This is a genomic window from Methylobacterium sp. A52T, from assembly GCF_053346095.1.
Map to the genome: position 1 here is coordinate 1 of NZ_JBKFBI010000106.1, position 21,164 is coordinate 21,164.

The window sequence follows — 21,164 nt, forward strand, 5'->3', positions numbered from 1 at the left end:
CCGCGCGGATCGCCGCCCGGGCCGCCATGGCGCTGAGAGCCGGCGCGCGGCGGGGCGCCTCGGACGCGGGGGCGGCCGGAGGCTCGGCCGCGGCGCTGCCGGGGCCGAAGACCAGCGACAGGCCGGACGCGGCCGGCGGCGCGACGGGCGGCAGGAAGGCGCTCCGGATCGAGGCGGCCTCGTCCATCCGCTGGCCGGTCTCCGTCCCGTTATCCTGCCCGTCGGCGGGACGCGGCGGCTGGTCGAACCGGACGAGCCGGTCGAGCACGTAGACCGGCCGCGGCGGCAGCGACCGCAGGTGCGAGATGTCGAGGGGCATGGAGACGAAGCGCTCGTCGGACGCCGCCGGCGCCGAGACGGCGGCCGGGGTCGGCGCGACCTCGACGGGCTGCGCCTCCAGCGCCGACCAGGCATCGACGGACGACCAGTCGCCGCCGTCGAACCAGGGCTGGACCTCGGACCAGTCCGGCAGGTCCGACCAATCGCGGGCCGGGGCCTCGGCGACCGTCTCGACCGGCGAGGCGGCGACCGACGCGGCCGCAACGGGGGCGATCGCCGCCGTAGAGGCGGCCAGTTCGACCGCGGGCCGGACCGGGCGGCGGTCCGGCGTGCGGAAGAAGCGCACGCCCGGCGGCGCGACGAAGGGCTGGCGCCACAAGGGCACCGGCTCCGCGTCCGACGCGGCGGCTTCGGGCAGGGCCGGCACGGCGGCGGCGCGCTCGGCCGCGATCCGCGCGCGCTCGACCCGCTCCTGCTCGGCCTCTTCGCGGGCGGCCCGCTCGGTCTCCAGGGCGAGGGCGGCGGCCTGCGCCTCGACGCGGGCGCGCTCCAGGGCGACGCGCTCGGCCTCGAGGGCGCGCTGGCGGCGCTCCTGCAGAACCGAATCGGGGGTGCGGGTGTAGCGCACCGCCGAGGGCGCGGCCGGCGCCGGCGCGGCGACCGGCGTCGCGACGTGGTCGGCGATGTCGCTGGTGGCGTGGCCGGCCGCATGGCCCACGAGCGGAGCCGCGGCCGGCGCGTAGTCGGGGGCGATGGCGGCGGGTCGGCGGGGCTGGCGCACCAGCACGCCCGGCGAGGAGGCGCTGCGGTCGATCCGGCTCTCGAAGATCGGGGATTCCAGGGCGTCGAGGCTCGCCCGGTCGTCGAAGACCTGGGTCGGCCAGTGCGGCTCGGGCGCCGCGGCGCGCGGGGCGCGCTCGGTGCCCTCGCGGCCGACCATCGCGCCCGGCGGGGTCAGCCAGCTCGGCTCGGCCCGGCGACCGGGCGCGCCGTAGGACGGGCGGGCGGGCAGGCCGGCGGGGGAGCCGGAGAGGCGGCGGGTGAGGCTCGCGCGGAGCGCCATCAGCCGGTGCGCCAGGGCTCCCAGGGAGAGGCCCGAGCGGTCGCCGCCGCGGACAGGGCGGGCGGGGTCACGGTGGGAGTACGGAGGCCGTCCCGATGCGCGCATGGGTTCTCAGACGATACTCGAAACAGGGATCCGCCGACGCGCGGCGGCTGTTCCTGAGTTAGGCCATTCGTCGTTAATGGAGGCTTGCCGCCGGCCGCGGTGCGGAAACCATGCGGGACGATCGGCCCGGCACTCCGGCCGGACCCCGCATCGCCGCGGCCGGGCCGTCACGGCCACCGGCGACCGTTTCGACCGCGAGATCTCGAGGACACGATGCCCGATGGACCGGAAATCGCGATCTGGGCTCCGTCCCGATCCGCCGCAGCGCGTCCTCCCGCGATGACGTCGGGCACGGTCTAGGGCGCGAACAGGCTCCGCGCCGCCCCCCCGCCCGCGTCCGCTATAGTAACCCGCAGCCACCCCTCACCCGGACAGGTGCCCGTGTCTCCAGCCACCTCCGAATCGCCGGCCCGCTTCCGCTCCCTCTACCGCCACGGCTTCGCCCGGGTCGCTGCCTGCACCGGCCGGAGCCATCCGGCCGAGCCCGAGCGCAACGCCGACGTGATCCTCGACCTCGCCCGGACCTGCCACGATTCGGGCGCGGTGCTGGCGGTCTTCACCGAGCTCGGCCTGTCGGCCTACGCGATCGAGGACCTGCTGCTCCAGCAGACCCTGCTCGACGCGGTCGAGGTCGCGGCCGCCCGCGTGATCGCCGACTCGGCCCGTCTCCGGCCGCTGCTGATCGTCGGCGCGCCCCTGCGCTGGCGGCACCGCGTCTACAACTGCGCGCTCGCCATCCAGGGCGGCCGCCTGCTCGGCGTCGTCCCGAAGACCTTCCTGCCGAACTACCGGGAGTTCTACGAGAAGCGCCACTTCGCCTCCGGCGCCGGGATCGTCGGCGAGACCGTCCGGGTCGCCGGTCAGGACGCGCCGTTCGGCACCGACCTGCTGTTCCCGGCCGAGGACCTGCCGGGCCTCGTGGTCGGGGTGGAGATCTGCGAGGACCTGTGGGTGCCCGAGCCCCCCGGCATGCGCGCCGCGCTCGCCGGCGCCACCGTGCTGGCGAACCTCTCGGGCAGCCCGATCACGGTGGGCCGCGCCGAGTCGCGGGCGCTCCTGTCCCGGGCGGCCTCGATGCGGGGCGCCTGCGCGTACGTCTACGCGGCGGCCGGCCAGGGCGAATCGACCACCGACCTGTCCTGGGACGGCCAGACCAGCGTCGACGAGCTCGGCGTGCGCCTCGCCGAGGGCGAGCGATTCCCCGAGAAGCCGGTGACGACGCTGGCCGACATCGACCTCGACCTGATCGCCCAGGAGCGCCTGCAGGCGGGCAGCTTCGACGACGACGCGCGCGGCCGCGCCCTGCCCTATCGCCGGGTGCCGTTCCGGCTCAGCCCGCCCGAGGCGGATCTCGGCCTGATCCGCCGGATCGAGCGCTTCCCGTTCGTGCCGGCCGACCCGTCGCGCCTCGCGCAGGATTGCTACGAGGCCTACAACATCCAGGTGGCGGGGCTCGCCAAGCGCCTGGAGGCGACCGGCACCCGCAAGGCCGTCATCGGCGTCTCGGGCGGCCTCGATTCAACCCACGCGCTGATCGTGATCGCCAAGGCGTTCGACCGCCTCGGCTACCCGCGCTCGGACATCCTGGCCTACACGCTGCCGGGCTTCGCCACCTCGAACGCCACCAAGACCAACGCCCACGCGCTCATGAAGGCGCTGGGCTGCACGGCCGCCGAGATCGACATCCGCCCGGCCGCCAAGCAGATGCTCGCCGACATGGACCACCCCTTCGCCAAGGGCGAGGCGGTCTACGACGTGACCTTCGAGAACGTGCAGGCGGGCCTGCGCACCGACTACCTGTTCCGGCTCGCCAACCACGCGGGCGGCATCGTGGTCGGCACCGGCGACCTCTCCGAGCTGGCGCTCGGCTGGTGCACCTACGGCGTCGGCGACCAGATGAGCCACTACGCGGTCAATGCCGGCGTGCCCAAGACGCTGATCCAGCACCTGATCCGCTGGGTGATCGGCAACGGCGAGGTCGGCCCGGACGAGGCGCGCACCCTTCAGGCGATCCTCGACACCGAGATCTCCCCCGAGTTGGTGCCGGTGGACCAGGACGACAGCCCGCAGAGCACCGAGGGCACGATCGGCCCCTACGCGCTGCAGGATTTCAACCTGTTCTACACGCTCCGGTACGGGTTCCGGCCCTCGAAGATCGCCTTCCTGGCGCTGCACGCCTGGGGCGACAGGGAGCGCGGCACCTGGGCGCCCGACTTCCCGGAGACCAAGCGGGTCGCCTACGACCTCCCGGAGATCCGCCGCTGGCTCGGGGTGTTCCTGAGCCGCTACTTCGGCTTCAGCCAGTTCAAGCGCTCGGCGCTCCCGAACGGGCCGAAGGTCTCGGCGGGGGGCTCCCTGTCGCCCCGCGGGGACTGGCGCGCGCCCTCCGACGGGTCGGCGCGGATCTGGATCGACGAGTTGAACCGAAACGTCCCTGAAACTTGACCGTCACAAACTCGACCGATTGTGCCATTATGAGCACGGTCAAGCCGATTCTTCGCAATGCGAAATCTTGTATTGGGAAAATTGGCTTCGAGGGCGGCCAGGCGGAGGACTTCGGATGCGAAGCTACAACCTGTTCCAGCTCAAGGGCGAAGAGGGCCTCTGCTGCGCGGTGCCGGAGGCCAGCACGGTCCCGCCGTTCATCGGCGCGGGTCGCTGGACCTTCGGTGGCAAGCTGGGCGACGGCGGCCGGCAGCCCCTCGACTTCGACGGGCGGGCCGCCGACACCGCGGTGCGCTTCAACGGCTTCTACCTGTTCCAGACCGTGGACCGGCGCTTCATCGCCTGAGCGGCCCCCGCCCGTCACGGCCAGCAGGACGGCGCCGGGACGCTCGGCGCGGTCCTGCCGGGTCGCCGCTCCGAGCACGGAGACGACGAACAGAAGTCGTCGCGCGTAAATCGGACCGGTCGGGGGCGCGGACTCGCTCATCCGGAGCCTTGGCGGCAGCACATTACCGGTATCGAGCCCTATAGCGGGCCTCGACTCGGCGATCGCGACCAAGATTCCTTAAGGGCTCGCGTGCAGGTTTCGCGGAACCGTCAGCTGTCCGGAGCCGCCCGCATGTCGGAGCATCGCAGAGAGGCGCGCCAGAGGGTCTTCCTCAAGGGCCGCATCGTCTTCAACAACGGGTCGTCGAGCCTCGACTGCCTGGTGCGCGACATGTCCCCCACCGGCGCGCGCCTCGTGATGAGCGAGGCCACCACGCTTCCGGACGCGTTCGACCTCTACATCCCGCAGAAGGACCGGACCTACCGGGCCACCCTGCGCTGGCGCCGGGAGGACGGCATCGGCGTGACCTTCGAGGCGCCGGCCCGGGCCGGCACCGCGCCCGCTTCGCCCGATCCGGCCGCGACGGACGCCTCCGTGACCCTGCTGCTGAAGCGCATCAGCGAGCTCGAGACCGAGAACGCCGCCCTGCGCCGGCTGCTCGCCAGCATGGCCCAGTCGGGCGACTCGGCGAGCGCGGCCTGAGCGTCATGCCTGAGCGTCAGGCCTGAGCCTCGAGCGCCGCGCGGATGCGGGCGGCGTGCTCGGCGAGGACCCCGTTATCGGCCATCCCGCCCTCGTGGCGCTTCAGCGGCACGCCCTCGCGCCGCGGGATGACGTGGACGTGCAGGTGGAAGACGGTCTGGCCGCCGGCCGGCTCGTTGAACTGGAACACGGTCAGACCCTCGGCCCGGAACGCCGCCTTCAAGGCGCGGGCGACCTTCTGGACGCTCGCCATCAGGGCGCCGAGCGAGTCCGGGTCGGCGTCGAGGAGGCCCCGGGCCGGCGCCTTCGGGATCACCAGCGTGTGGCCCTCGCCCTGAGGCATCACGTCCATGAAGGCCAGGGTGTGGGCGTCCTCGTAGACGCGGTGGCAGGGGATCTCGCCCCGCAGGATCTTGGCGAAGATGTTGTCGGGATCGTAGCGGGCGTCGGCCATGCTGCCTCCGGGACTCCTTGAGTGGCCGCAGGTTGCACGGGGCATCGGCCCGCGTCCACACGGGAACAACCTGCGCGCCGCGACGCTTGCATCGCCGCGGCGGCGGCGCCGTGCCGGGGTCCGAGAGCCCGGCGTCCCCAGACCGCGCAGGGAGTTCCGGATGGCGCACGAGAGCACGGGAGCGATCTACGCGGCGGCGGGCGCCAACCTCGCCATCGCGGCGGCGAAGTTCGTGGGCGGGGCGCTGACCGGCTCGACCGCCATGCTCGCCGAGGGCGTGCACTCGGTGGTCGACACGGCGAACCAGGTGCTGCTCCTCGTCGGCATGAAGCGGGCCGAGCGCCCGGCCGACGCCCGCCACCCGTTCGGCTACGGGCGCGAGATCTACTTCTACGCCTTCGTGGTGGCGCTGATGATCTTCCTCGGCGGCGGCCTGTTCGCCGTCTACGAGGGGATCGAGCGCGTCCGCCATCCCGAGCCGGACGTGGATGCCGAGTTGTTCGGCTACCGCCTGCCCGGCCTCTGGGTGAACGTCGCGATCCTGGGCTTCGCCATCGCGGCGGAGGGCACGTCGTTCTTCGTGGCGATCCGCCAGTTCTGGGCCGAGAAGGGCAAGCACTCCGCCGTGCGGGCGATCCGGCGCAGCAAGGATCCGACCCTGTTCACCGTGCTCGCGGAGGACACCGCGGCGCTGATCGGCCTCCTGATCGCGCTCGCCGGCGTGGCCCTGTCCCACCTCCTGGAGATGCCGAGCCTCGACGGCTGGGCGTCGGTCGGCATCGGCCTCGTGCTCATCGGCATGGCGGCGTTCCTGATGGTCGAGACCCACGGCCTGCTGATCGGCGAGGCGGCCGATCCCGAGGTCCTGGCGGCGATCGCGGAGTTGGTCCGCGGCGAGCCGGGCGTGGTCCACGTCAACGAGGTGCTGACCCAGCACCTCGGCCCGTCCGACATCCTGGTCAATCTCAGCATCGACATGACCGACGATCTCAGCGCCGGCGAGGTCGAGAGCCTCGTCACGCGCCTCGACCGGGCGCTGAAGGCGCGCAGCCCCGACGTCACCCGGGTCTTCATCGAGATCCAGCAGCAGGGCGACCACAAGGTCCGGGCGGCCGCTTGAGGGCCGCGCACCGGAGGGCCGCACCGTCGGCGGCTCCTCAGTCGCTCCGGCCCACCTGCCGGAGGCTCAGCGCCCAGAGTCGCTCCTGGACGGCCTCGTCGCGGCTCTCGGCCGAGGAGACCTTCGGCCGACTGTGGGAGAAGTATCGGCCGGTGACTCCGTCCAGGCCCGGGTCGCTGGCCACGTGGAGGGAGGTCCGCGCGCCCTTCTCGGGCGTGATCAGCAGCGGCCGCATCAGCGCCCAGGCCGCGCCGAGCAGGCCGCCGGTGTTCTTGGCGAAGCCGGTATTGACCACCCCCGGATGGACGGCGTTCACCGTGATGCCGCTGTCGCGCAGGCGCCGGGCGAGCGCGTAGGTGAACAGCACGTTGGCGAGCTTGGCCTGGGCATACGCGCCCATCGCCCGGTAGCGCCGGGCGCCCTCGACGTCGTCGAAGTCGATATGCCCCCGGTAATGGGCCGCCGAGGCGACGTTGACGATCCGCGGCTTCCCGCCCGCCGCCGCCGCGTCCTTCAGCGTGTCGAGGAGTTCGAGGGTCAGGAGCACGTAGCCCAGATGGTCGAGCGCCCAGGTCCGCTCGATCCCGTCGACGGTCAGCGTGCGCTGGTCGAAGATCGCGCCGGCATTGTTCACCAGCACGTCGAGGCGGGGATAGGCCGCCCGCAGGGTCCCCGCGAGGCGGCGGATCTCGGCCTGCGCGGACAGATCCGCGCGGTGCGGCTCCACGTCGGCGCCGGGCACCGCGGCGCGGATCCTGTCGGCGCAGGCCTGCAGCTTCCCGCTGTCCCGGCCGACCATGGCGACCCGCGCGCCGAGGCGCGCGAGACCGAGGGCCGTCTCGTAGCCGATGCCGCCGGTCGCCCCGGTGACGAGGCAGACCGCGCCGCGCACCGCGCCGGCCTCAGAACACCGCCTGGCCGACCGCGAAGGCGATGACCACGATCACGATGGCGATGAGCAGGAACAGGCCGAACAGGATGCGGGCCAGCGAGCCGGCGCCGGAGGCGATGCCGGTGAAGCCGAGACCGCCCGCGATCAGCGAGATCACGAAGCAGATGAGGGCCCATTTCAGAAGGGTCATGGCGTCACTCCGGCTGCGCCCCGGCGCGGGGCCTGATGCTGCTGCCTCAACCGACGCCAAGCGAGACCGTTCCGCGGATTCCGGACCGGTCCGCTTTTATTCTTACCCGCGTCCGGCCAGGCGGGTCGCGGCGCGCTCAGCCGGTCTTCGCCACGGGCTGCGCCGGCACGTCGGCGCGTTCCAGCATGATCTCCGCCAGCGTGTGGTAGAGGCCGCCGCGGCAGATCGCCTTCGAGGCCGCGTCGGCCAGGAGCGCCGCGACCATCAGGGGGATCACCATCGCGTGGTTCTGGGTCATCTCGGTGACGATGACGAAGCTGGTGATCGGCGCCTGCAGCACGCCCGTCAGGTAGGCCACCATCCCGATCAGCACGACGGCGCCGACGGGCATGCCCGGCAGGAATCCGTGGACCGTGCCGCCGAGGCCGGCCCCGACCGCCAGGGACGGCGCGAACAGGCCGCCCGGGATGCCGCTGATCGAGCTCAGCACGGTGGCGGCGAATTTCAGGGGCGCGTAGGTCCAGCCGGCCGCCGCGTCCCCGTGGAGGATGGCCTTCGCCTCCTCGTAGCCGGTCCCGTAGGCGGCGCCCCCGGAGGCGAGGCCGCACAGGGCGACGCACAGCCCGCAGGCCGCCGCGAAGATGACGGGCCGCTTCCGGATCATCCGTCCGGCCGCGCCCGGCAGGCCGCGGGCGAACAGGATGACGAGGCGGCTGAACAGGCCGCCCGCGAGGCCGCCGACCACGGCGATCAGCGGCACGATCCAGCTTGCCGCCAGCGGCAGGGCGGCGTCGGTCGTCCCGAAATAGGTATAGTTGCCGAGGAGCCCGAGCGAGGTCAGGCCCGCGGCCACGATCCCGGCCACGATCAGGCCGGAGGAGCGCGCCTCGTAGGCGCGTCCCAGCTCCTCGATGCCGAACACGATGCCGGCGAGGGGCGTGTTGAAGGCCGCCGCGACGCCGGCCGCGCCGCCCGCCAGGAGCAGCCCGGGCAGGCGCTCCGGGGTCAGGCGGCCGAAGGCGGCCATGATCGCGGCGCCGACCTGCACGGTCGGTCCCTCGCGGCCCGCGGAGGCGCCGCAGAACAGGCCCAGGAACAGGACCAGCACCTTGCCGAAGGCCACGCGCGGCGAGATCAGGGAGTAGCGGAAGCCGGTATCCCGGGCGTGGCGGGCGGCGATCACCTGCGGGATGCCCGAGCCCTGCGAGTTCGGGAAGACCGTCAGCGCCAGGAGCGCCGCGAGGGCGAAGCCCGCGGGCGTCAGCACCAGGGCGATCAGCGGCGACGGCGCGGTGAGCCGCCGGAACCCGTCCTGCGCGAGGTCGGCGCCCTTGGCCATCAGCACGGCGGCGAGGCCCACGCCGATGCCGCCCACGAGGAAGAGCAGCCGCCCGCGCCAGAGCGGATAGGCTTCCATCGAGGCCGACCGCAGGCGCATGATCGAGCGGCGGTAGCGCGACCGTTGCGGGGGCGGAGAATCCGTCGTGTCCCGCACCTCGTCCCGCTTCTCGACCATGAAAGAGCACCTCGTCCGCGCAGTGAGAGCGGACGCTATAGCGCAATGGTCAAGGAAAGGCCCTCTCCGCGGACGGCGGCCGGCACCCGCGTGCCGGCCCCGCCGCTCACCCGATCACCACCTGTGGTGCCAGGCGGCCCGATGCCAGCCGCCGTGATGGTGCCAGCCCCAGGGGCGATGCCAGCCCGCGTGGCGCCAGCCCCACCGATGGTGCCAGCCCCAGGGGCGGCCCCAGCCGTAGGCCACCGGCCGGGCGTAGTAGACCGGGCGGTACGCGTAGGGGCGCCAGTTCGGCTTGCACCAGCCGGACCAGCCCCGGTGGAAGCCCGGGCCGCAGCCCTGGGCAGCCTCCGCCGTACCGGCCGTGGCGGCCAAGGTTCCGAGCGCGAGGAGTGCTGCGCCTGCCAGCTTCATCCGCATCGTCGTCCTCCGTTCAGTCACGAGCAGCGCGATGATCCGGCCCCGGTCCGACCGAGTTGTCGCCGGATCATGTCCGGCCGTCCGCAACGGGCCGGAAGTGGGCTCGAAACATCTGAGGCCGGGGAAGCGTTTCTTCACGAACCTGTGCGCGCGAAACGACTGCGCCGCCGCGGAGACAAGCGTCGCGATACGCTGCCGCCCGGTCCGGTCATCGTGCGACGATTGCGAGGATACCGGAGCGCCCCTGCGGCCGCGCGCCGATGGGGCCGTCCCGCCTCAGCCCTCGGCGGCGCAGAGCTTCTCCACCGCCCGCACATACGCCTTGGCGTCGAACTTCCTGAGCGAGTTCTCGCTCTGATAGCGGACCGTGCCGAAGATCTCGCGCTTCTGCCAGGGCCGGTCGTGCAGGCCGTAGACCCAGGCGACGTTGGTGAAGGAGTTCGGATCGCGCCCGTCGAGGAAGTAGCGGTTGTTCAGGCGCAGCGTCCGCGCGAAGCCCTCCTCCGGCGACGGGGACCATTCGAGGATCTTCTTGCCCCAGTACATCCGCAGCTGATTGTGCATGTAGCCGGTCTCGCGCATCTCGCGCATCGCGGCGTTCCAGTAGCGGTCGTGGGTCTCGCCGGCGGCGAGCTGCGCCTCCGAGTAGGCGTGGGGGCGCTCGTCCTTCGCGTGCTCGGCCAGGGTCTTGCGCGCCCAGTCCGGCACGGCCCTGTCGTAGGCGTCGTAGCCCTCCGTGTAGAAGACGTGGTTCATGGCGAGCTCGCGCCGGACGATCAGCTCCTCCAGGTAGGCGCCGCGGTCGTCGGCATCGCCGACCTTGGCCTCCCGCACCGCCAGGGCGATCTCCACCGGCGAGATCTGCCCGAAATGCAGGTAAGGGCTCATGTGCGAGGCGGCGGCCGCCTCCGGCATGTTGCGCCCCGCGCCGTAGCCCGCGAACCCGTCCTTCAGGAACGCCTTCAGGCGCTTGCGGGCCTGCGTCTCGCCGCCAGTGAAGCGCTTCACCGGGCCGACCTCCCGGTCGAGGGTCATCCCGGCGAGCACCGCCTCCGGATCGGAGACGTCGATCGCGCTCTTCAGCGTCAGGCGATCGGCCGCGCGCTTCACCCGGCGGGGTTTCAGCGCCGCGAGGAACGGGTCCCACAGCCGGTTCAGCTTCGGCCGCAGCGTCCGGGCGGCGTACTCGTGCTTCGGCGAGGCCGTCTCGACCGGCACGACGACGTCGCCCTCGACCTGGACGATCCGCGTCTTCACCGCCTTGGCGATCTCCCGGTACCAGCCCTTCTGGATCGCGAGGTAGCCGCGGTCGAGCACGAGGAGCGCGGCCTCCTCGGCGAGGGCGATGGCGATCTCGGCGGGCGAGCACTTGCGCATGACGAAGCCGACTCCGCGCTTCTCCAGGCCAGCCTTCGCATCCGCGAGACCCTGGAGCAGGAAGGCGTAGTGCCGGGCATTGGCCTCGGGAAAGCCGCTCGCGCCGTCCAGCAGGCCGAAGCAGGCGACGACCGGCAGATCGAGACGATTTCCCTCCTCGATGGCGAGTTCGAGAGCGGGATTGAACGTCGCCCGGTTGGCCTGCTGCAGGAGATACAGGACGTAGGCGCCGTCTTCGCGCGGCTCGACATCGTTGAGGATCCGGATCCGCTCGCCCTGGATCGCCATGCTCACCTGCCTCTTGCTTGGCGCGTCGCGCCGGAACCTTGGCCGGAGAAGGTAGAGCGGGCGCGAATTTCGTCCGTCCGGACCGGGCGGATGAAAAGCCGCAGTCGAGGCGACGGGCCGAATCCCGGCTCCAGCCGCCAAAACCGCGACACATCAGGGACTTGCACGGTGATCGATCGGTTCCGCCCGCGACAATGCAGGTTTCGATCGCGCGCGACGGCCTGCGACATTTTCAACACAGGCGGGGAGCGACGCGTGCGCGAGCGCACGAAAGGACAGCCCTGCTGTCCTGATGCTCTTGAATTTTTCGTCGAGGCGCGCAGATTGTGCAGCGCGGGAAGGCGATGGCGTCGCCCTTCCGCAGCCCTTCTTGGGCGTTTCCTCCCTAGACTTCGGGCCGCTCCTTCGGGAGTGGCCTTTTTTCTGTCCGGAGTATGCGCGGGCTCCGGTCCGGACCTTCCAGGGGCGCGGTGAGGGGCAGCGCGCTCCCCGAGCAAGCCGGGTGCGCGGGTCGCATCGGACGCGTCTCGAGCGGACCCGCCTCTCTGGGAGATCCGCGCCGCCGGCAATCCGCCAGGCCCTCGGCCACGGCGTGTCAGCGCGTCGCGCTGGACCCCGCCCGGCTCGCCGCCAGCGCGGCGGCCTTGCCGCCCGCCGTGTAGAGGTCGAGGCGCGCGTAGACGCCGAATTCCGAGCCGTCATCGAGGAAACCGCCGCCCGGGCCCTGCGTCTCGGTGAGGATCGCGTTGGCCTCGTCGAGCGTCAGCGCCGGGAAAGCCGCGGTCAGCAGGTGACCGGCCTCCGGCGCGACCTTGCCCACGTCCTCCCGCCGGCCGGCGGTGTCCGGATGCACCACGGGCAGGCCGTAGGTCTGGGTCGCCGCGTAGAAGGCCGCGTTGGCGGCCGCGTCCTTGAACCGGCCGGTATCCTTCGCCGCGCAGGCCGCCACTGTGTCGCCGCAGCCGGCCTTCAGCGCCTCGGTCATCGCCGCGCGGGCCTCCGTCAGGAGCGCCCGATAATCCGTCACGCCGACCGTCCTGTCGGCCTCCGCGGACGCCTTGTCGAGGACGGCCGGGTTCTTCCGGATCTGACCGACATAGGCCGGATCGTTGGCGAGCAGGTGCGCGAGGGCGTGCAGCGAGGTCGCCCGGCCGCCCAGCACGTCCATGGCGTAGTGGGCGCCGACGATGATCCGGTCGTTGCCGTACTCGGCGGCGCGGGCCACCATCTGCTGGTAGCGCTCGGGCACGAGCAGCGCGAGCACCATGGACTCGGTGTAGCCGTAGGTGGTGTGCCCGCTCGGGTAGGACGGGCTGTTCACGAGGTCCTGCGAGGGGCCGCGCAGCCAGTCGAGGCTGTCGGACGCGTCACCGAAATAGTCCTTCCCGCGATAGGTGAGGAGGCGCGGCAGCGTCTGGAACGGCCGCGAATTGCCGTAGCGGTCGGCGCCGGGGCTGCCGGCCGGCCGGTCATAGGCCTTGCCGAACACGTCGGTGACGGCGCCGTTCGACAGGATCGCGGCGGCCTCCTCGGAAACCGGATGCTTGCCGTTGGTCGTGGCGTTGGCGAAGAAGTACTTGCCGGAATTCGAGTCCGACTTGGTCACGTTGTTGGTGTAGCCGATCAGGTTGGCGACCGCCGGCGCGATGCTGGTGAAGGTCTTGTAGTCGCTGTAGGTCGCCTTGGCGTGGTAGGCCTGGGCCAGCGTGGTGCCGAGGCCGTCGGCGAGGTTGGCGGCGTTGCCGTCGGTGATGAAGCAGTCCCGCAGGGCGAGCTGCTGCTGCTCGGGGAACGGCAGGAGCGTCGGCTGCTTCAGCGCGCCGCTCTGGATGTCGCCGGTGACCCGCAGGTTCGCGTCGAGCGCCGCCTTGCCGTCGGGCGTCGTCTGCAGCCGGGCCACCGGGACCAGCCCGCGCAGGGCCGACAGGTTGGCGGCCGACTGTGCGAAGGCCTGGAGGGGCAGCGCCGCCCCGAGCAGCGCCAACCCGACCCGCAGCGTCCCGAACATGCAGCCCTCCCCTCGCCGATGCCGTGCCGGACGCTAGAGCCGTTCCCGATCGCGTGGCAATCGGGCGCCGCCCCGACGTCCCCATCTTTGAGGCACTCTCGGCGGCCGCGCCGGCCTCCCGCGGCGGCGCGCGCCTCAGCCCCGCGCCCGGGCGCGAATCATGAAGTTGTCGTAGGTGTACTCGGCCACCTGGAACCAGAGGTACTCCTCGTTGCGGAAGGTCCGCATCGCCTCGTAGACGCGGCGGAAATCGGCGTTCTTGGCGGCGATCTCGGCGTAGACGTCGTTGGCGTTCTTGAGGGCGGCCTCCATGACGTCCTGGGGGAACGGCCGCAGCTGCGCGCCTCCGGCCACCAGCCGGCGCAGGGCCTGCGGGTTGCGGGCGTCGTACTTGGCCTGGACGTCGGCGCCGACCTCGGCGGCCGCGGCCCGGAGGATCCCCTGGTAGGATTTCGGCAGCGCCTTCCACTTCTCGGCGTTGAACCAGAAGTGCAGCAGGGCGCCGCCCTCCCAGAAGCCGGGATAATGGTAGATCGGCGCGACCTTCTGCAGGCCGAGCCGCTCGTCGTCGTAGGGCCCGATCCACTCGGCGGCGTCGAGCTTCTTGCTCTCCAGGGCCGCGTAGATCTCCGGGCCCGGCACCGCCTGCGGCTGGACGCCGAACTTGGCGAGCACTTGGCCGCCCATGCCGCCGATCCGGAACTTCAGGCCCTGCAGGTCCGCGAGGGTCTTGATCTCGCGACGGAACCAGCCGCCCATCTGGGCGCCGGTGTTGCCGCCCGGCAGGCAGACCAGCCCGGCCTTGGCGAAGACCTCGGCGAACAGTTCGGCGGCGCCGCCCGCCTGCCACCACGCGGCGGCGCCCCGGGCGTTGAGGCCGAAGGGCACCGCGGTGGCCAGCGCGAAGGTCGGATCCTTGGCCATGCCGAGGGTCGCCGGACCGTGTCCCATCTCGACGGTGCCGGCGGCCACGGCGTCGAGCAGGCCCTCGGCCGGGACCGGCTCGTCGGGGCCCTGGACCTGGATCTGGAAGCGCCCGTCGGTGGCCTCCGCGACGATCCGGCTGAGCGCCTCGGGTGCGCCGTACAGGATGTCGAGGGTCTTCGGGTAGGCGGAGGACAGGCGCCAGCGCAGCTCCGGGGCGGACTCGGCCCGGGCCGGCGCGGCGAGCGGCCCGGTCAGGGCCGCGGCGGCGCCGAGGCCGGCTGTCAGCACGCTGCGGCGCCGCGTCCCGGCCGCGGGGGATCGCGCGAGGTGAGGTTCGTCCAACGGCATCTCGTCCGAGCAGGTCCGACCCGTCCGGGCCGGATCGGGGGTCGCAGGTAGCACGTGCGTGCCGGTTCTCGAAAGCCGCGGGCGGCCCGGGCAGTTCCGTCGCGCCTCGAAACCGGACCGCGCCCGTGCTAGGCGCCCGGGATGCGAACTGAGCCCGCCGTCACCCTGCACACCGTCTGCGGCCTGGAGGAGCTGGCCGGCCACGGCGCGCGCGGCGTGAGCCACGTCCTGTCGCTGCTCGATCCCGGCACGCCGGAGCCCGAGGCCTTCACCGCCTACGGCGCCCACGCCCGCACGACCCTCCGGTTCCACGACTGCCTCGGCCCGGGCGACGGTCTCGTCCCGCCCGAGCCGGAGCACGTCGCGGCGATCCTGGATTTCGGGCGGGCGCTGGACGGGGCCGCCCATCTCCTGGTCCACTGCCATTACGGCCTGTCGCGCTCCACCGCGGCGCTGCTGACCCTGTTCGCGCAGGCCGAGCCGGACGCGCCCGCCGCCGCCCTGGTGGAGCGCCTCCACGCCCTGCGCGAGCCGGCTTGGCCGAACGCGCGCATGATCGGCTACGCCGACGCGATGCTCGGGCGGGACGGGGAACTCAGCGCGGCGGTGCGGCGGCTGCACGCCCTGCAATTGCGGGTCCGCCCGCATCTGGCAGAGCTGCTGCGCGGCCTCGGCCGCGGCGCGGAGGTCGAGGCCGCAGAGACCCTGTGAGGATGCCTGTGAGGGGTCCGCCCCTCACTTGCCGGCCGGCGTGAAGCTCCCGTCCTTCCACACGTAGAGCACGTAGCCCTGGGCGGTGACGTCGCCCTTGGCGTCGAAGCCGACGGTGCCGAGCACGAGGTCGAAGCGCTCGGTGTGCAGCGCCTGCGCGATGGGCTTCGGCTCGGTGGAGTGGGCGAAGTTGCCGGCCGCCACCAGCGCCTGCATGGCCGCGTACCCGTAGATCGTCGAGCCTGTGGGATCGACGCCCTCGGCCTTGAAGGCCTTCACGACGGCCGCGGCGGCGGGCTGCCGGCTCGGGTCGAGGTAGAAGGTCATCAGCACGCCGTTGCTGGCCGATCCGGCGATCTTGGCGAAGTCCGGCGTGGCGATGGCCGAGGTGCCGAACCATTGCGGCCGGAAGCCCCGGTCCGCCGCGATCTTCACGAGGCGGCCCATCTCGGCGGCGTCGCCGCCGTAGTAGACGACCTCGATCCCCGCGCCCTTGAGGCGGTCGACCAGGGCGGCGTCGTCGGCGTCGCTCGGCGAGAATGACAGGAACAGCGCCTCGTTCACGCCGATGCGGTTGAGGTTGTCCTTGGTGGCGGCAGCGAGGCTGCGGGCCGCCGGCGTCTGGTCCTGGATCAGCGCGATCTTCCGGTCGCGGAACCGCTCGGCCAGCACGGCGGCGGACAGGCGCGCCTGGTCGTCGTCGCGGCCGCAGACCCGGAAGATGTTCGGCAGCCCCCGGTCGGTGAGCCGGGCCGCCACCGAGGCCGCGGTGATCATCACCACCCCGTTCTGGGCGTAGATGTCGGAGGCCGCGATGGAGGCGTTGGAGCAGACATGGCCGACAACGAGACGGACGTTCGACCGGACGAAGTGGTTGGCCACCGCCATGGCGGTGTTCGAGTCGCAGGCATCGTCCTGCACGTCCAGGGTGACGGGCTGGCCGTCGAGGCCGCCCATGGCGTTGGCGTCCCGGGCGGCGGCCTCGACGCCGCGCAGGACCTGCTCGCCGACCGCCACGTAGGGACCAGACCGCGGAACCGCGACGCCGACCACCACGTCGGCCACCGCTTGGGTGGCCGGCAGGAGCGCGAGACACAGGCTCAGGGCGATCAGTGCGGGCCGGAGCGGCCCGTGGGCGGGGACGAAACGTCCGATCTTCATCGGGCTCTTCTGGGCATCCTTGCGCGACACGTCGGCGCGACGGCGGATGCGGCTCCGTAGCCTCGATCCCGCCCCGCACCCAGTGCCCATACGCGAGGACGCGGCGAAACGCGATTTTTTTCCGCGGCGGTCCCGTCGGCGACCCGGCCCCTACTTGGCGTAGGCGTAGGCCGTCGCGGCGGACGCCAGAGGTCCGGTGACGCCGTTGAAGGCGGTGAGGACCTTCTGGACCTCGGTGAAGGGCGCGTTCGACACGTAGATCAGGTCGCGGTTGCGCATGCGGAACGCCTGGGACACGAACAGGCTGTTGGGGTCGCGCATGTCGATCCGGTAGACCACCGGCACCAGAGGCGTGCCGAGCAGCTTCGAGCCGGGGCTGAGCCGGCGCACGACGCTGGCGGGCTCGAACCGGAAGATGAACGTCCCGGCCGGGTCGGCGGCGAAGTCCGACAGGCCGCGCGCCTTGGCCAGCGCCTGCGCCAGCGTGATCCCGTCGGCCTGGAACGGCAGCTCGGTGCTGTTGCCCAGCGCGCCCACCGCGATGAAGGTCTGCGGGTCGCGCACCAGCGTCAGCACGTCGTTGGGCCGCAGGTAGATGTTTTCCTTGGGGTTCGACACCACCGTGGTCAGCGGCACGGTCGCGGTCACCGGACCGCGCGAGAGCCGCACGAAGGTCTCGTTGACCGGCGCGCGGTTGCCGCCGGCGGCGGCGATGACGTCGAGGATGCGGTCGCCGTGGCCGGAGAGCGGCAGGCGGGCGCCGGCGGCGCCCTCGCCGGTGACGGTGACGGCCTGGGAGATCGGGCGGGTGACCGAGACCAGCACCTGCGGCTGGATGGCCTTGCCGGCGAGTTCGTTCTCGATGAGCGCCTGGACGTCCTGGGTGCGGCGGCCGGCGACCTTGATGCGGCCGGCATAGGGCACCGAGATGGCGCCGTCGCGCCCGACGGGCTGCTCGGGGATGAGGGCGGACTTGGATCCGGCGGAGAAGCGGTCGGCGACGAGGGGTCCGGAGAACAGGCCGCCGGATCCGGCTTCCCAGATGGAGACCGAGACCATGTCGCCGATGCCGATGACCGGCTCGGAGGAGGGACGGTGGTCGCCGAAGGAGGCGAGCAGGCTGTCGAGGGGGCGGCCGCGCAGGGCCTCGACCACGGAGGGGGTGACGTCGATGATCTCGTAGCGGGCGAGCAGGCCGCCGTCGGCCGTGGCCACTTCAGACCCGGCCTGGATCGCGCTCGCCGTCGGACCCGCCGCGGGCAGGTACGTGCAGCCCGACATCGCCGTGACGGCGAGCAGGACGTGGGGAAGTTTGCGCATCCAGATGTTGCCCATCGGTATTGCCGAGCCCGTGCCTAGCCCATAGCGGCCCAGGTGTCCGTAGCGGGTGAGCCACACTCCGCCCGCCACGACCGAGACTGCTAAGTCATCCTCGTTAAGCACAGCTTTTTCGGGGCACAGGAACGACAAATGCCGGGCGCAGCGCGCATTGCTGAAATATCGGGACACAAATCCGGGCGCGTAGGCGGTAACGGGCGGCCCATTGACTCCAGGGCTGCTCGGCCCCGGCGCGATCCGCTCACTGCCCCTGGGTCACTGCCCCTGGGTCACTGCCCCTGGGTCACTGCCCCTGGGTCACTGCCCCTGAGTCACCGCCGCGGTGATGTCGCCGTAGACGGCGCTGACGCGGGACACGTAGTAGCGGATGCTGCCGACCGCGACGAGGAAGATCAGCCCCCCGAGCAGGGCGTACTCGGTCGCGGTGGATCCGCGGACGTCGCGGGCGAGGCGCGCGGCCGCGACAGGGATTCGATCCGTCAGGGCGGCCGCCGCCCGGGATCGCACCGCGCGCCGCCCCGCCCCGTCGCCGCCCGGCTCATCCATGGTCGAACGCGCCTTCCCGTCCCGCCGTCCGCGTGGCTTCACGCGCTCGGAAGGCTGTTACCGGCCCGCGCTTGCCGCCGGCTTAACGAAGTGTCCGAAACAGGGCGTCGGGCCGATTCCGGGCGGGATATGCACCGCCCGGCGAGGGCGCGCCCGCGACGGCTCAGGCGTGGCCGGCCTTGTGGCGCAGATCATCGATCCGCTTGGAGGCCTCGGCCTTGTCGAGGTCCGGATCGAACGCCTTCGGCTCCTTCGCCTCCTCGGAGAGCGTCTTCAGGTAGGAGGCCTGCGCGCCGGTCATCGGCTCGCCGCCGGTGGTCCACTGGTCCGGATCCTTGATCTGGTTCGACACGTCCTTCGGGTCGGTCTTGGGGTTCTCCGGCGCGTCCTGGTGCGCGTCCTGGCGCGCTCCCGAATCCCGATCGGCCTTCGACGTCGCCTTCGCGGTGGTGGTAGCCATGCGACTCATGTTCCCTAAATGTTCGCGTTCCGGGTCGTCAACGCGGCCCGCGGCGCGACGGTTCCTGACGACACGGCGGCGTCGGGCGCGGCGATCTTCCCTTCCGCGCGCGCGCTCCGCATGATCGCGACGCGCGGCGCGCCGGTGCGCCTCGGAGCCACGGTAATCCGGATGACGTCCCAATCAGACCCGGCATCCGATGCCGGGACGGCCGCCCAGGTGCTCGTAGTCATGGGTGTCTCGGGGTCCGGGAAGAGCACCGTGGCGGCGCTGATCGCCGAGAAGCTCGGCTGGATCTTCGTGGACGGCGACAGCTTCCACACGCCGGAGCACGTGGCGAAGATGCACGCGGGCCACGCCCTCGACGACGCGGACCGCGCGCCGTGGCTCGCCCGGATCGCGACCTGGATCCAGCAGCGCCTCGACGCCGGCGAGTCCGGCGTGGTGGTCTGCTCGGCGCTCCGGCGCGCGTACCGGGACGTCCTCACCCGGGGCAGCCGGCGGGTCCGCATCGTCTACCTCGACGGCGACAAGGCCCTGATCGCGCGGCGTCTCGCGAAGCGCCAGGGTCACTTCATGTCGCCGCATCTCCTGGACAGCCAGTTCGCGACCCTCGAGGCCCCGGACCCCGACGAGCACCCGATCACCGTCGGGATCCTCGAGCCGCCCGAGGCGATTGCCGACCGGGTCGTGGCGGAACTCGCCGCCGCGGCGCGCCGGGATCGGGGTGGGGCGGGATCCGGGTTGGGAGTGACGCGATGACAGCAGGAACCGGCAAGGCGGCGGGGATCGCCCTGGTGATCTCCGACGTCGACGGCACCCTGGTGACCGGGGACAAGCGCCTGACGGCGGCGACGGTGGCGGCCGTGCGCCGCCTGCGCGCGGCCGGGATCGGCTTCAGCATCGCCTCGGCGCGGCCGCCGATCGGATTGCGGAGCCTCGTGGCGGAGCTCGGCCTCGACCTGCCGATGGGGGCATTCAACGGCGCGAGCGTCGTCCGGCCGGACCTGTCGATCATCGAGGAGCGGACCATCCCGGAGCCGGCGGCCCGGGCGGCCCTCGACCGGCTCCTGGCCGAGGGGCTGGATGTCTGGGTCTTCGCCGACGGCGCGTGGTGCCTGCGCGACCCGGACGGTCCCTACACCGACCTGGAGCGCCGCACGATCGACGCGGAGCCCCGGGTCGTGCCGGATCTCGGAACGCTCATGGGTACGGCCGCCAAGATCGTCGGCGTCAGCCGCGACCACGCCCATCTCGCGGCCTGCGAGACGCGAATCGCGGCGGCGCTGGCCGGCCGGGCCACCGTCCACCGCTCGCAGAAGTACTATCTCGACGTGACCCCGCCCGATCTCGACAAGGGTCGCTTCGTCGCCTGGATGAGCGCGCATCTCGCCATCCCGCGCGAGCGGATCGCCACGTTCGGCGATGCCGGGAACGATCGCCCGATGTTCGCGCAGAGCGGCTACTCCGTGGCGATGGGCAATGCCGAGGCGAGCGTCCAGGCGGCCGCCAGCGCGGTCACGGACAGCAACGACGCCGACGGGTTCGCCCGCGCGGTCGAGCGCTTCATCCTTCCCTGACCGGCTCCCCAGACCGGCCGACCGCGTCCGCGCGCCGCCCTGTGGCGCGCGGATCACAAGCACGGCCGTCGCCCCGGCCGCCCACAGGCTGCCGAACGGGGGCCGCTTTCCGGCCTCATTTCCCCGTGACCTAGCTTGACTACAGAACAAGCAGCACCGGGTCTCGGAATGCATCGCCTCATCCTGGCCGCCGTCCTCGCGGTCGCGCCCGCCGCCGCCTTCGGGCAGGGCGCGCGCGACAATATCGACGCGTTGATCGAGCAGCAGGCGAAGGCGAACGGCGTTCCGGCGAGCTTCGTGCACGCCGTGGTCAAGCGCGAGAGCAACTATAATCCGCGGGCGAAGGGCGGCAGCGCCCTGGGTCTCATGCAGATCAAGCACGCGACCGCGCGCGGCATGGGCTACACAGGCGACGCCGCCGGCCTGTACGATCCGGAGACCAACCTGCGCTACGGCGTGGCCTATCTGGCGGGCGCCTACCGCACGGCCAAGGGCAACGTCGCCCAGGCCTACCAGTACTACAACCGCGGCTACTACTACGCCGCCAAGCGCCAGGGCATCTCCACCGAGGTCGCCTCGGTCGTCGCCCCGGTGGCGGCGTCGGCCAGCGCCCTCGCGAGCCTGTTCGGCGGCGGCGTCGCCGACTCCAGACCCAACCCCGCGGCCGCCGCCCTGGCCTACGCGCCGACGGCCGCCGCCGTGGCGGAGGTTCCGACCGAGACCGTCGAGGTGCCGCTGCCGCCGCGCCGGCCCGCCGCCCTGGCCGGCGCCGCGGTCGAGCTCGCCAGCCTCTCCATCGACCCGGCTGCGGGCGCGACCCCGGCTGCACCCCAGGCCGCCTCGGTTCCCTCCGTGGAGGTGCCGCTGCCGCCGCGCCGGCCCCCCCCCCTCCGGAGGGCGGGGGGC

20 protein-coding genes and 1 pseudogene are annotated in these 21,164 nt (G+C 72.3%); 8 read left to right on the top strand and 13 right to left on the bottom strand.

Annotation, left to right across the window (positions count from 1 at the left end; all coding sequences use genetic code 11):
• A pseudogene (locus tag ACLBYE_RS21850) lies at nucleotides 1–1,447 on the bottom strand (DNA translocase FtsK); the annotation flags it as partial.
• Between the two features lie 381 nt (nucleotides 1,448–1,828).
• On the opposite strand from ACLBYE_RS21850, the gene ACLBYE_RS21855 reads away from it, so the two are divergent.
• The 3 genes from ACLBYE_RS21855 to ACLBYE_RS21865 all read left to right on the top strand — a co-directional run bounded on the left by ACLBYE_RS21855 (nucleotide 1,829) and on the right by ACLBYE_RS21865 (nucleotide 4,922).
• A complete protein-coding gene (locus ACLBYE_RS21855) occupies nucleotides 1,829–3,892 on the top strand; it encodes an NAD(+) synthase (RefSeq protein ID WP_447695757.1) in 2,064 nt (687 codons plus the stop codon).
• Nucleotides 3,893–4,007: 115 nt separating this feature from the next.
• Entirely contained in the window at nucleotides 4,008–4,238 is a 231-nt protein-coding gene (locus tag ACLBYE_RS21860; protein ID WP_020092738.1) for a hypothetical protein, read from the top strand.
• 273 nt (nucleotides 4,239–4,511) lie between these two features.
• Nucleotides 4,512–4,922, top strand: coding sequence for a PilZ domain-containing protein (locus ACLBYE_RS21865; RefSeq protein ID WP_020092739.1), 411 nt, complete (start codon nucleotides 4,512–4,514; stop codon nucleotides 4,920–4,922).
• Between the two features lie 16 nt (nucleotides 4,923–4,938).
• Here ACLBYE_RS21865 and ACLBYE_RS21870 read toward each other — a convergent pair whose 3' ends face one another.
• Nucleotides 4,939–5,376, bottom strand: coding sequence for an HIT family protein (locus ACLBYE_RS21870; RefSeq protein ID WP_447695758.1), 438 nt, complete (start codon nucleotides 5,374–5,376; stop codon nucleotides 4,939–4,941).
• Nucleotides 5,377–5,536: 160 nt separating this feature from the next.
• Between ACLBYE_RS21870 and ACLBYE_RS21875 the strand changes: the two genes are divergently transcribed.
• Nucleotides 5,537–6,496, top strand: coding sequence for a cation diffusion facilitator family transporter (locus ACLBYE_RS21875; RefSeq protein WP_447695759.1), 960 nt, complete (start codon nucleotides 5,537–5,539; stop codon nucleotides 6,494–6,496).
• 37 nt (nucleotides 6,497–6,533) lie between these two features.
• Here ACLBYE_RS21875 and ACLBYE_RS21880 read toward each other — a convergent pair whose 3' ends face one another.
• The 7 genes from ACLBYE_RS21880 to ACLBYE_RS21910 form a co-directional block, all read right to left on the bottom strand.
• Complete coding sequence (locus ACLBYE_RS21880; protein WP_447695760.1) at nucleotides 6,534–7,388, bottom strand: SDR family oxidoreductase; 855 nt, start codon at nucleotides 7,386–7,388, stop codon at nucleotides 6,534–6,536.
• A gap of 10 nt (nucleotides 7,389–7,398) precedes the next feature.
• Nucleotides 7,399–7,578: a DUF1328 domain-containing protein gene (locus ACLBYE_RS21885; protein WP_010685332.1), complete on the bottom strand. Its 180-nt coding sequence runs from the start codon at nucleotides 7,576–7,578 to the stop codon at nucleotides 7,399–7,401.
• Nucleotides 7,579–7,714: 136 nt separating this feature from the next.
• Complete coding sequence (locus ACLBYE_RS21890) at nucleotides 7,715–9,094, bottom strand: chloride channel protein (protein ID WP_447695761.1); 1,380 nt, start codon at nucleotides 9,092–9,094, stop codon at nucleotides 7,715–7,717.
• 114 nt (nucleotides 9,095–9,208) lie between these two features.
• A complete protein-coding gene (locus ACLBYE_RS21895) occupies nucleotides 9,209–9,514 on the bottom strand; it encodes a GCG_CRPN prefix-to-repeats domain-containing protein (RefSeq protein ID WP_082557827.1) in 306 nt (101 codons plus the stop codon).
• A 276-nt stretch (nucleotides 9,515–9,790) separates the two neighbouring features.
• Nucleotides 9,791–11,179, bottom strand: coding sequence for a deoxyribodipyrimidine photo-lyase (locus ACLBYE_RS21900; protein WP_447695769.1), 1,389 nt, complete (start codon nucleotides 11,177–11,179; stop codon nucleotides 9,791–9,793).
• Nucleotides 11,180–11,774: 595 nt separating this feature from the next.
• Nucleotides 11,775–13,187 carry a phosphatase PAP2 family protein gene (locus tag ACLBYE_RS21905; protein ID WP_447695762.1) on the bottom strand — a complete coding sequence of 471 codons (1,413 nt, stop codon included), beginning with the start codon at nucleotides 13,185–13,187 and terminating at the stop codon, nucleotides 11,775–11,777.
• A 135-nt stretch (nucleotides 13,188–13,322) separates the two neighbouring features.
• Nucleotides 13,323–14,456, bottom strand: coding sequence for a TRAP transporter substrate-binding protein (locus ACLBYE_RS21910; protein ID WP_447695763.1), 1,134 nt, complete (start codon nucleotides 14,454–14,456; stop codon nucleotides 13,323–13,325).
• A gap of 147 nt (nucleotides 14,457–14,603) precedes the next feature.
• Between ACLBYE_RS21910 and ACLBYE_RS21915 the strand changes: the two genes are divergently transcribed.
• Entirely contained in the window at nucleotides 14,604–15,173 is a 570-nt protein-coding gene (locus ACLBYE_RS21915) for a tyrosine phosphatase family protein (RefSeq protein WP_447695764.1), read from the top strand.
• Nucleotides 15,174–15,197: 24 nt separating this feature from the next.
• Here ACLBYE_RS21915 and ACLBYE_RS21920 read toward each other — a convergent pair whose 3' ends face one another.
• The 4 genes from ACLBYE_RS21920 to ACLBYE_RS21935 all read right to left on the bottom strand — a co-directional run bounded on the left by ACLBYE_RS21920 (nucleotide 15,198) and on the right by ACLBYE_RS21935 (nucleotide 18,678).
• Nucleotides 15,198–16,334, bottom strand: coding sequence for a branched-chain amino acid ABC transporter substrate-binding protein (locus ACLBYE_RS21920; RefSeq protein ID WP_447695765.1), 1,137 nt, complete (start codon nucleotides 16,332–16,334; stop codon nucleotides 15,198–15,200).
• Nucleotides 16,335–16,484: 150 nt separating this feature from the next.
• On the bottom strand, nucleotides 16,485–17,654 hold the full coding sequence (locus ACLBYE_RS21925) for a polysaccharide biosynthesis/export family protein (protein WP_447695770.1): 1,170 nt from the start codon (nucleotides 17,652–17,654) through the stop codon (nucleotides 16,485–16,487).
• Between the two features lie 315 nt (nucleotides 17,655–17,969).
• A complete protein-coding gene (locus tag ACLBYE_RS21930) occupies nucleotides 17,970–18,218 on the bottom strand; it encodes a Flp family type IVb pilin (RefSeq protein WP_447695766.1) in 249 nt (82 codons plus the stop codon).
• 163 nt (nucleotides 18,219–18,381) lie between these two features.
• Complete coding sequence (locus tag ACLBYE_RS21935; protein WP_132367115.1) at nucleotides 18,382–18,678, bottom strand: DUF3072 domain-containing protein; 297 nt, start codon at nucleotides 18,676–18,678, stop codon at nucleotides 18,382–18,384.
• 171 nt (nucleotides 18,679–18,849) lie between these two features.
• Between ACLBYE_RS21935 and ACLBYE_RS21940 the strand changes: the two genes are divergently transcribed.
• The 3 genes from ACLBYE_RS21940 to ACLBYE_RS21950 form a co-directional block, all read left to right on the top strand.
• Nucleotides 18,850–19,440 (top strand): gluconokinase, encoded by a 591-nt coding sequence (locus ACLBYE_RS21940; protein WP_447695767.1) that lies wholly within the window; start codon nucleotides 18,850–18,852, stop codon nucleotides 19,438–19,440.
• Nucleotides 19,437–20,258 (top strand): Cof-type HAD-IIB family hydrolase, encoded by an 822-nt coding sequence (locus tag ACLBYE_RS21945; protein WP_427510490.1) that lies wholly within the window; start codon nucleotides 19,437–19,439, stop codon nucleotides 20,256–20,258. The genes ACLBYE_RS21940 and ACLBYE_RS21945 overlap by 4 nt, the downstream gene beginning before the upstream one ends.
• A 168-nt stretch (nucleotides 20,259–20,426) precedes the next feature.
• Nucleotides 20,427–21,164 (top strand): lytic transglycosylase domain-containing protein (locus ACLBYE_RS21950; protein WP_447695768.1); only part of this gene is annotated, 738 nt, incomplete at its 3' end.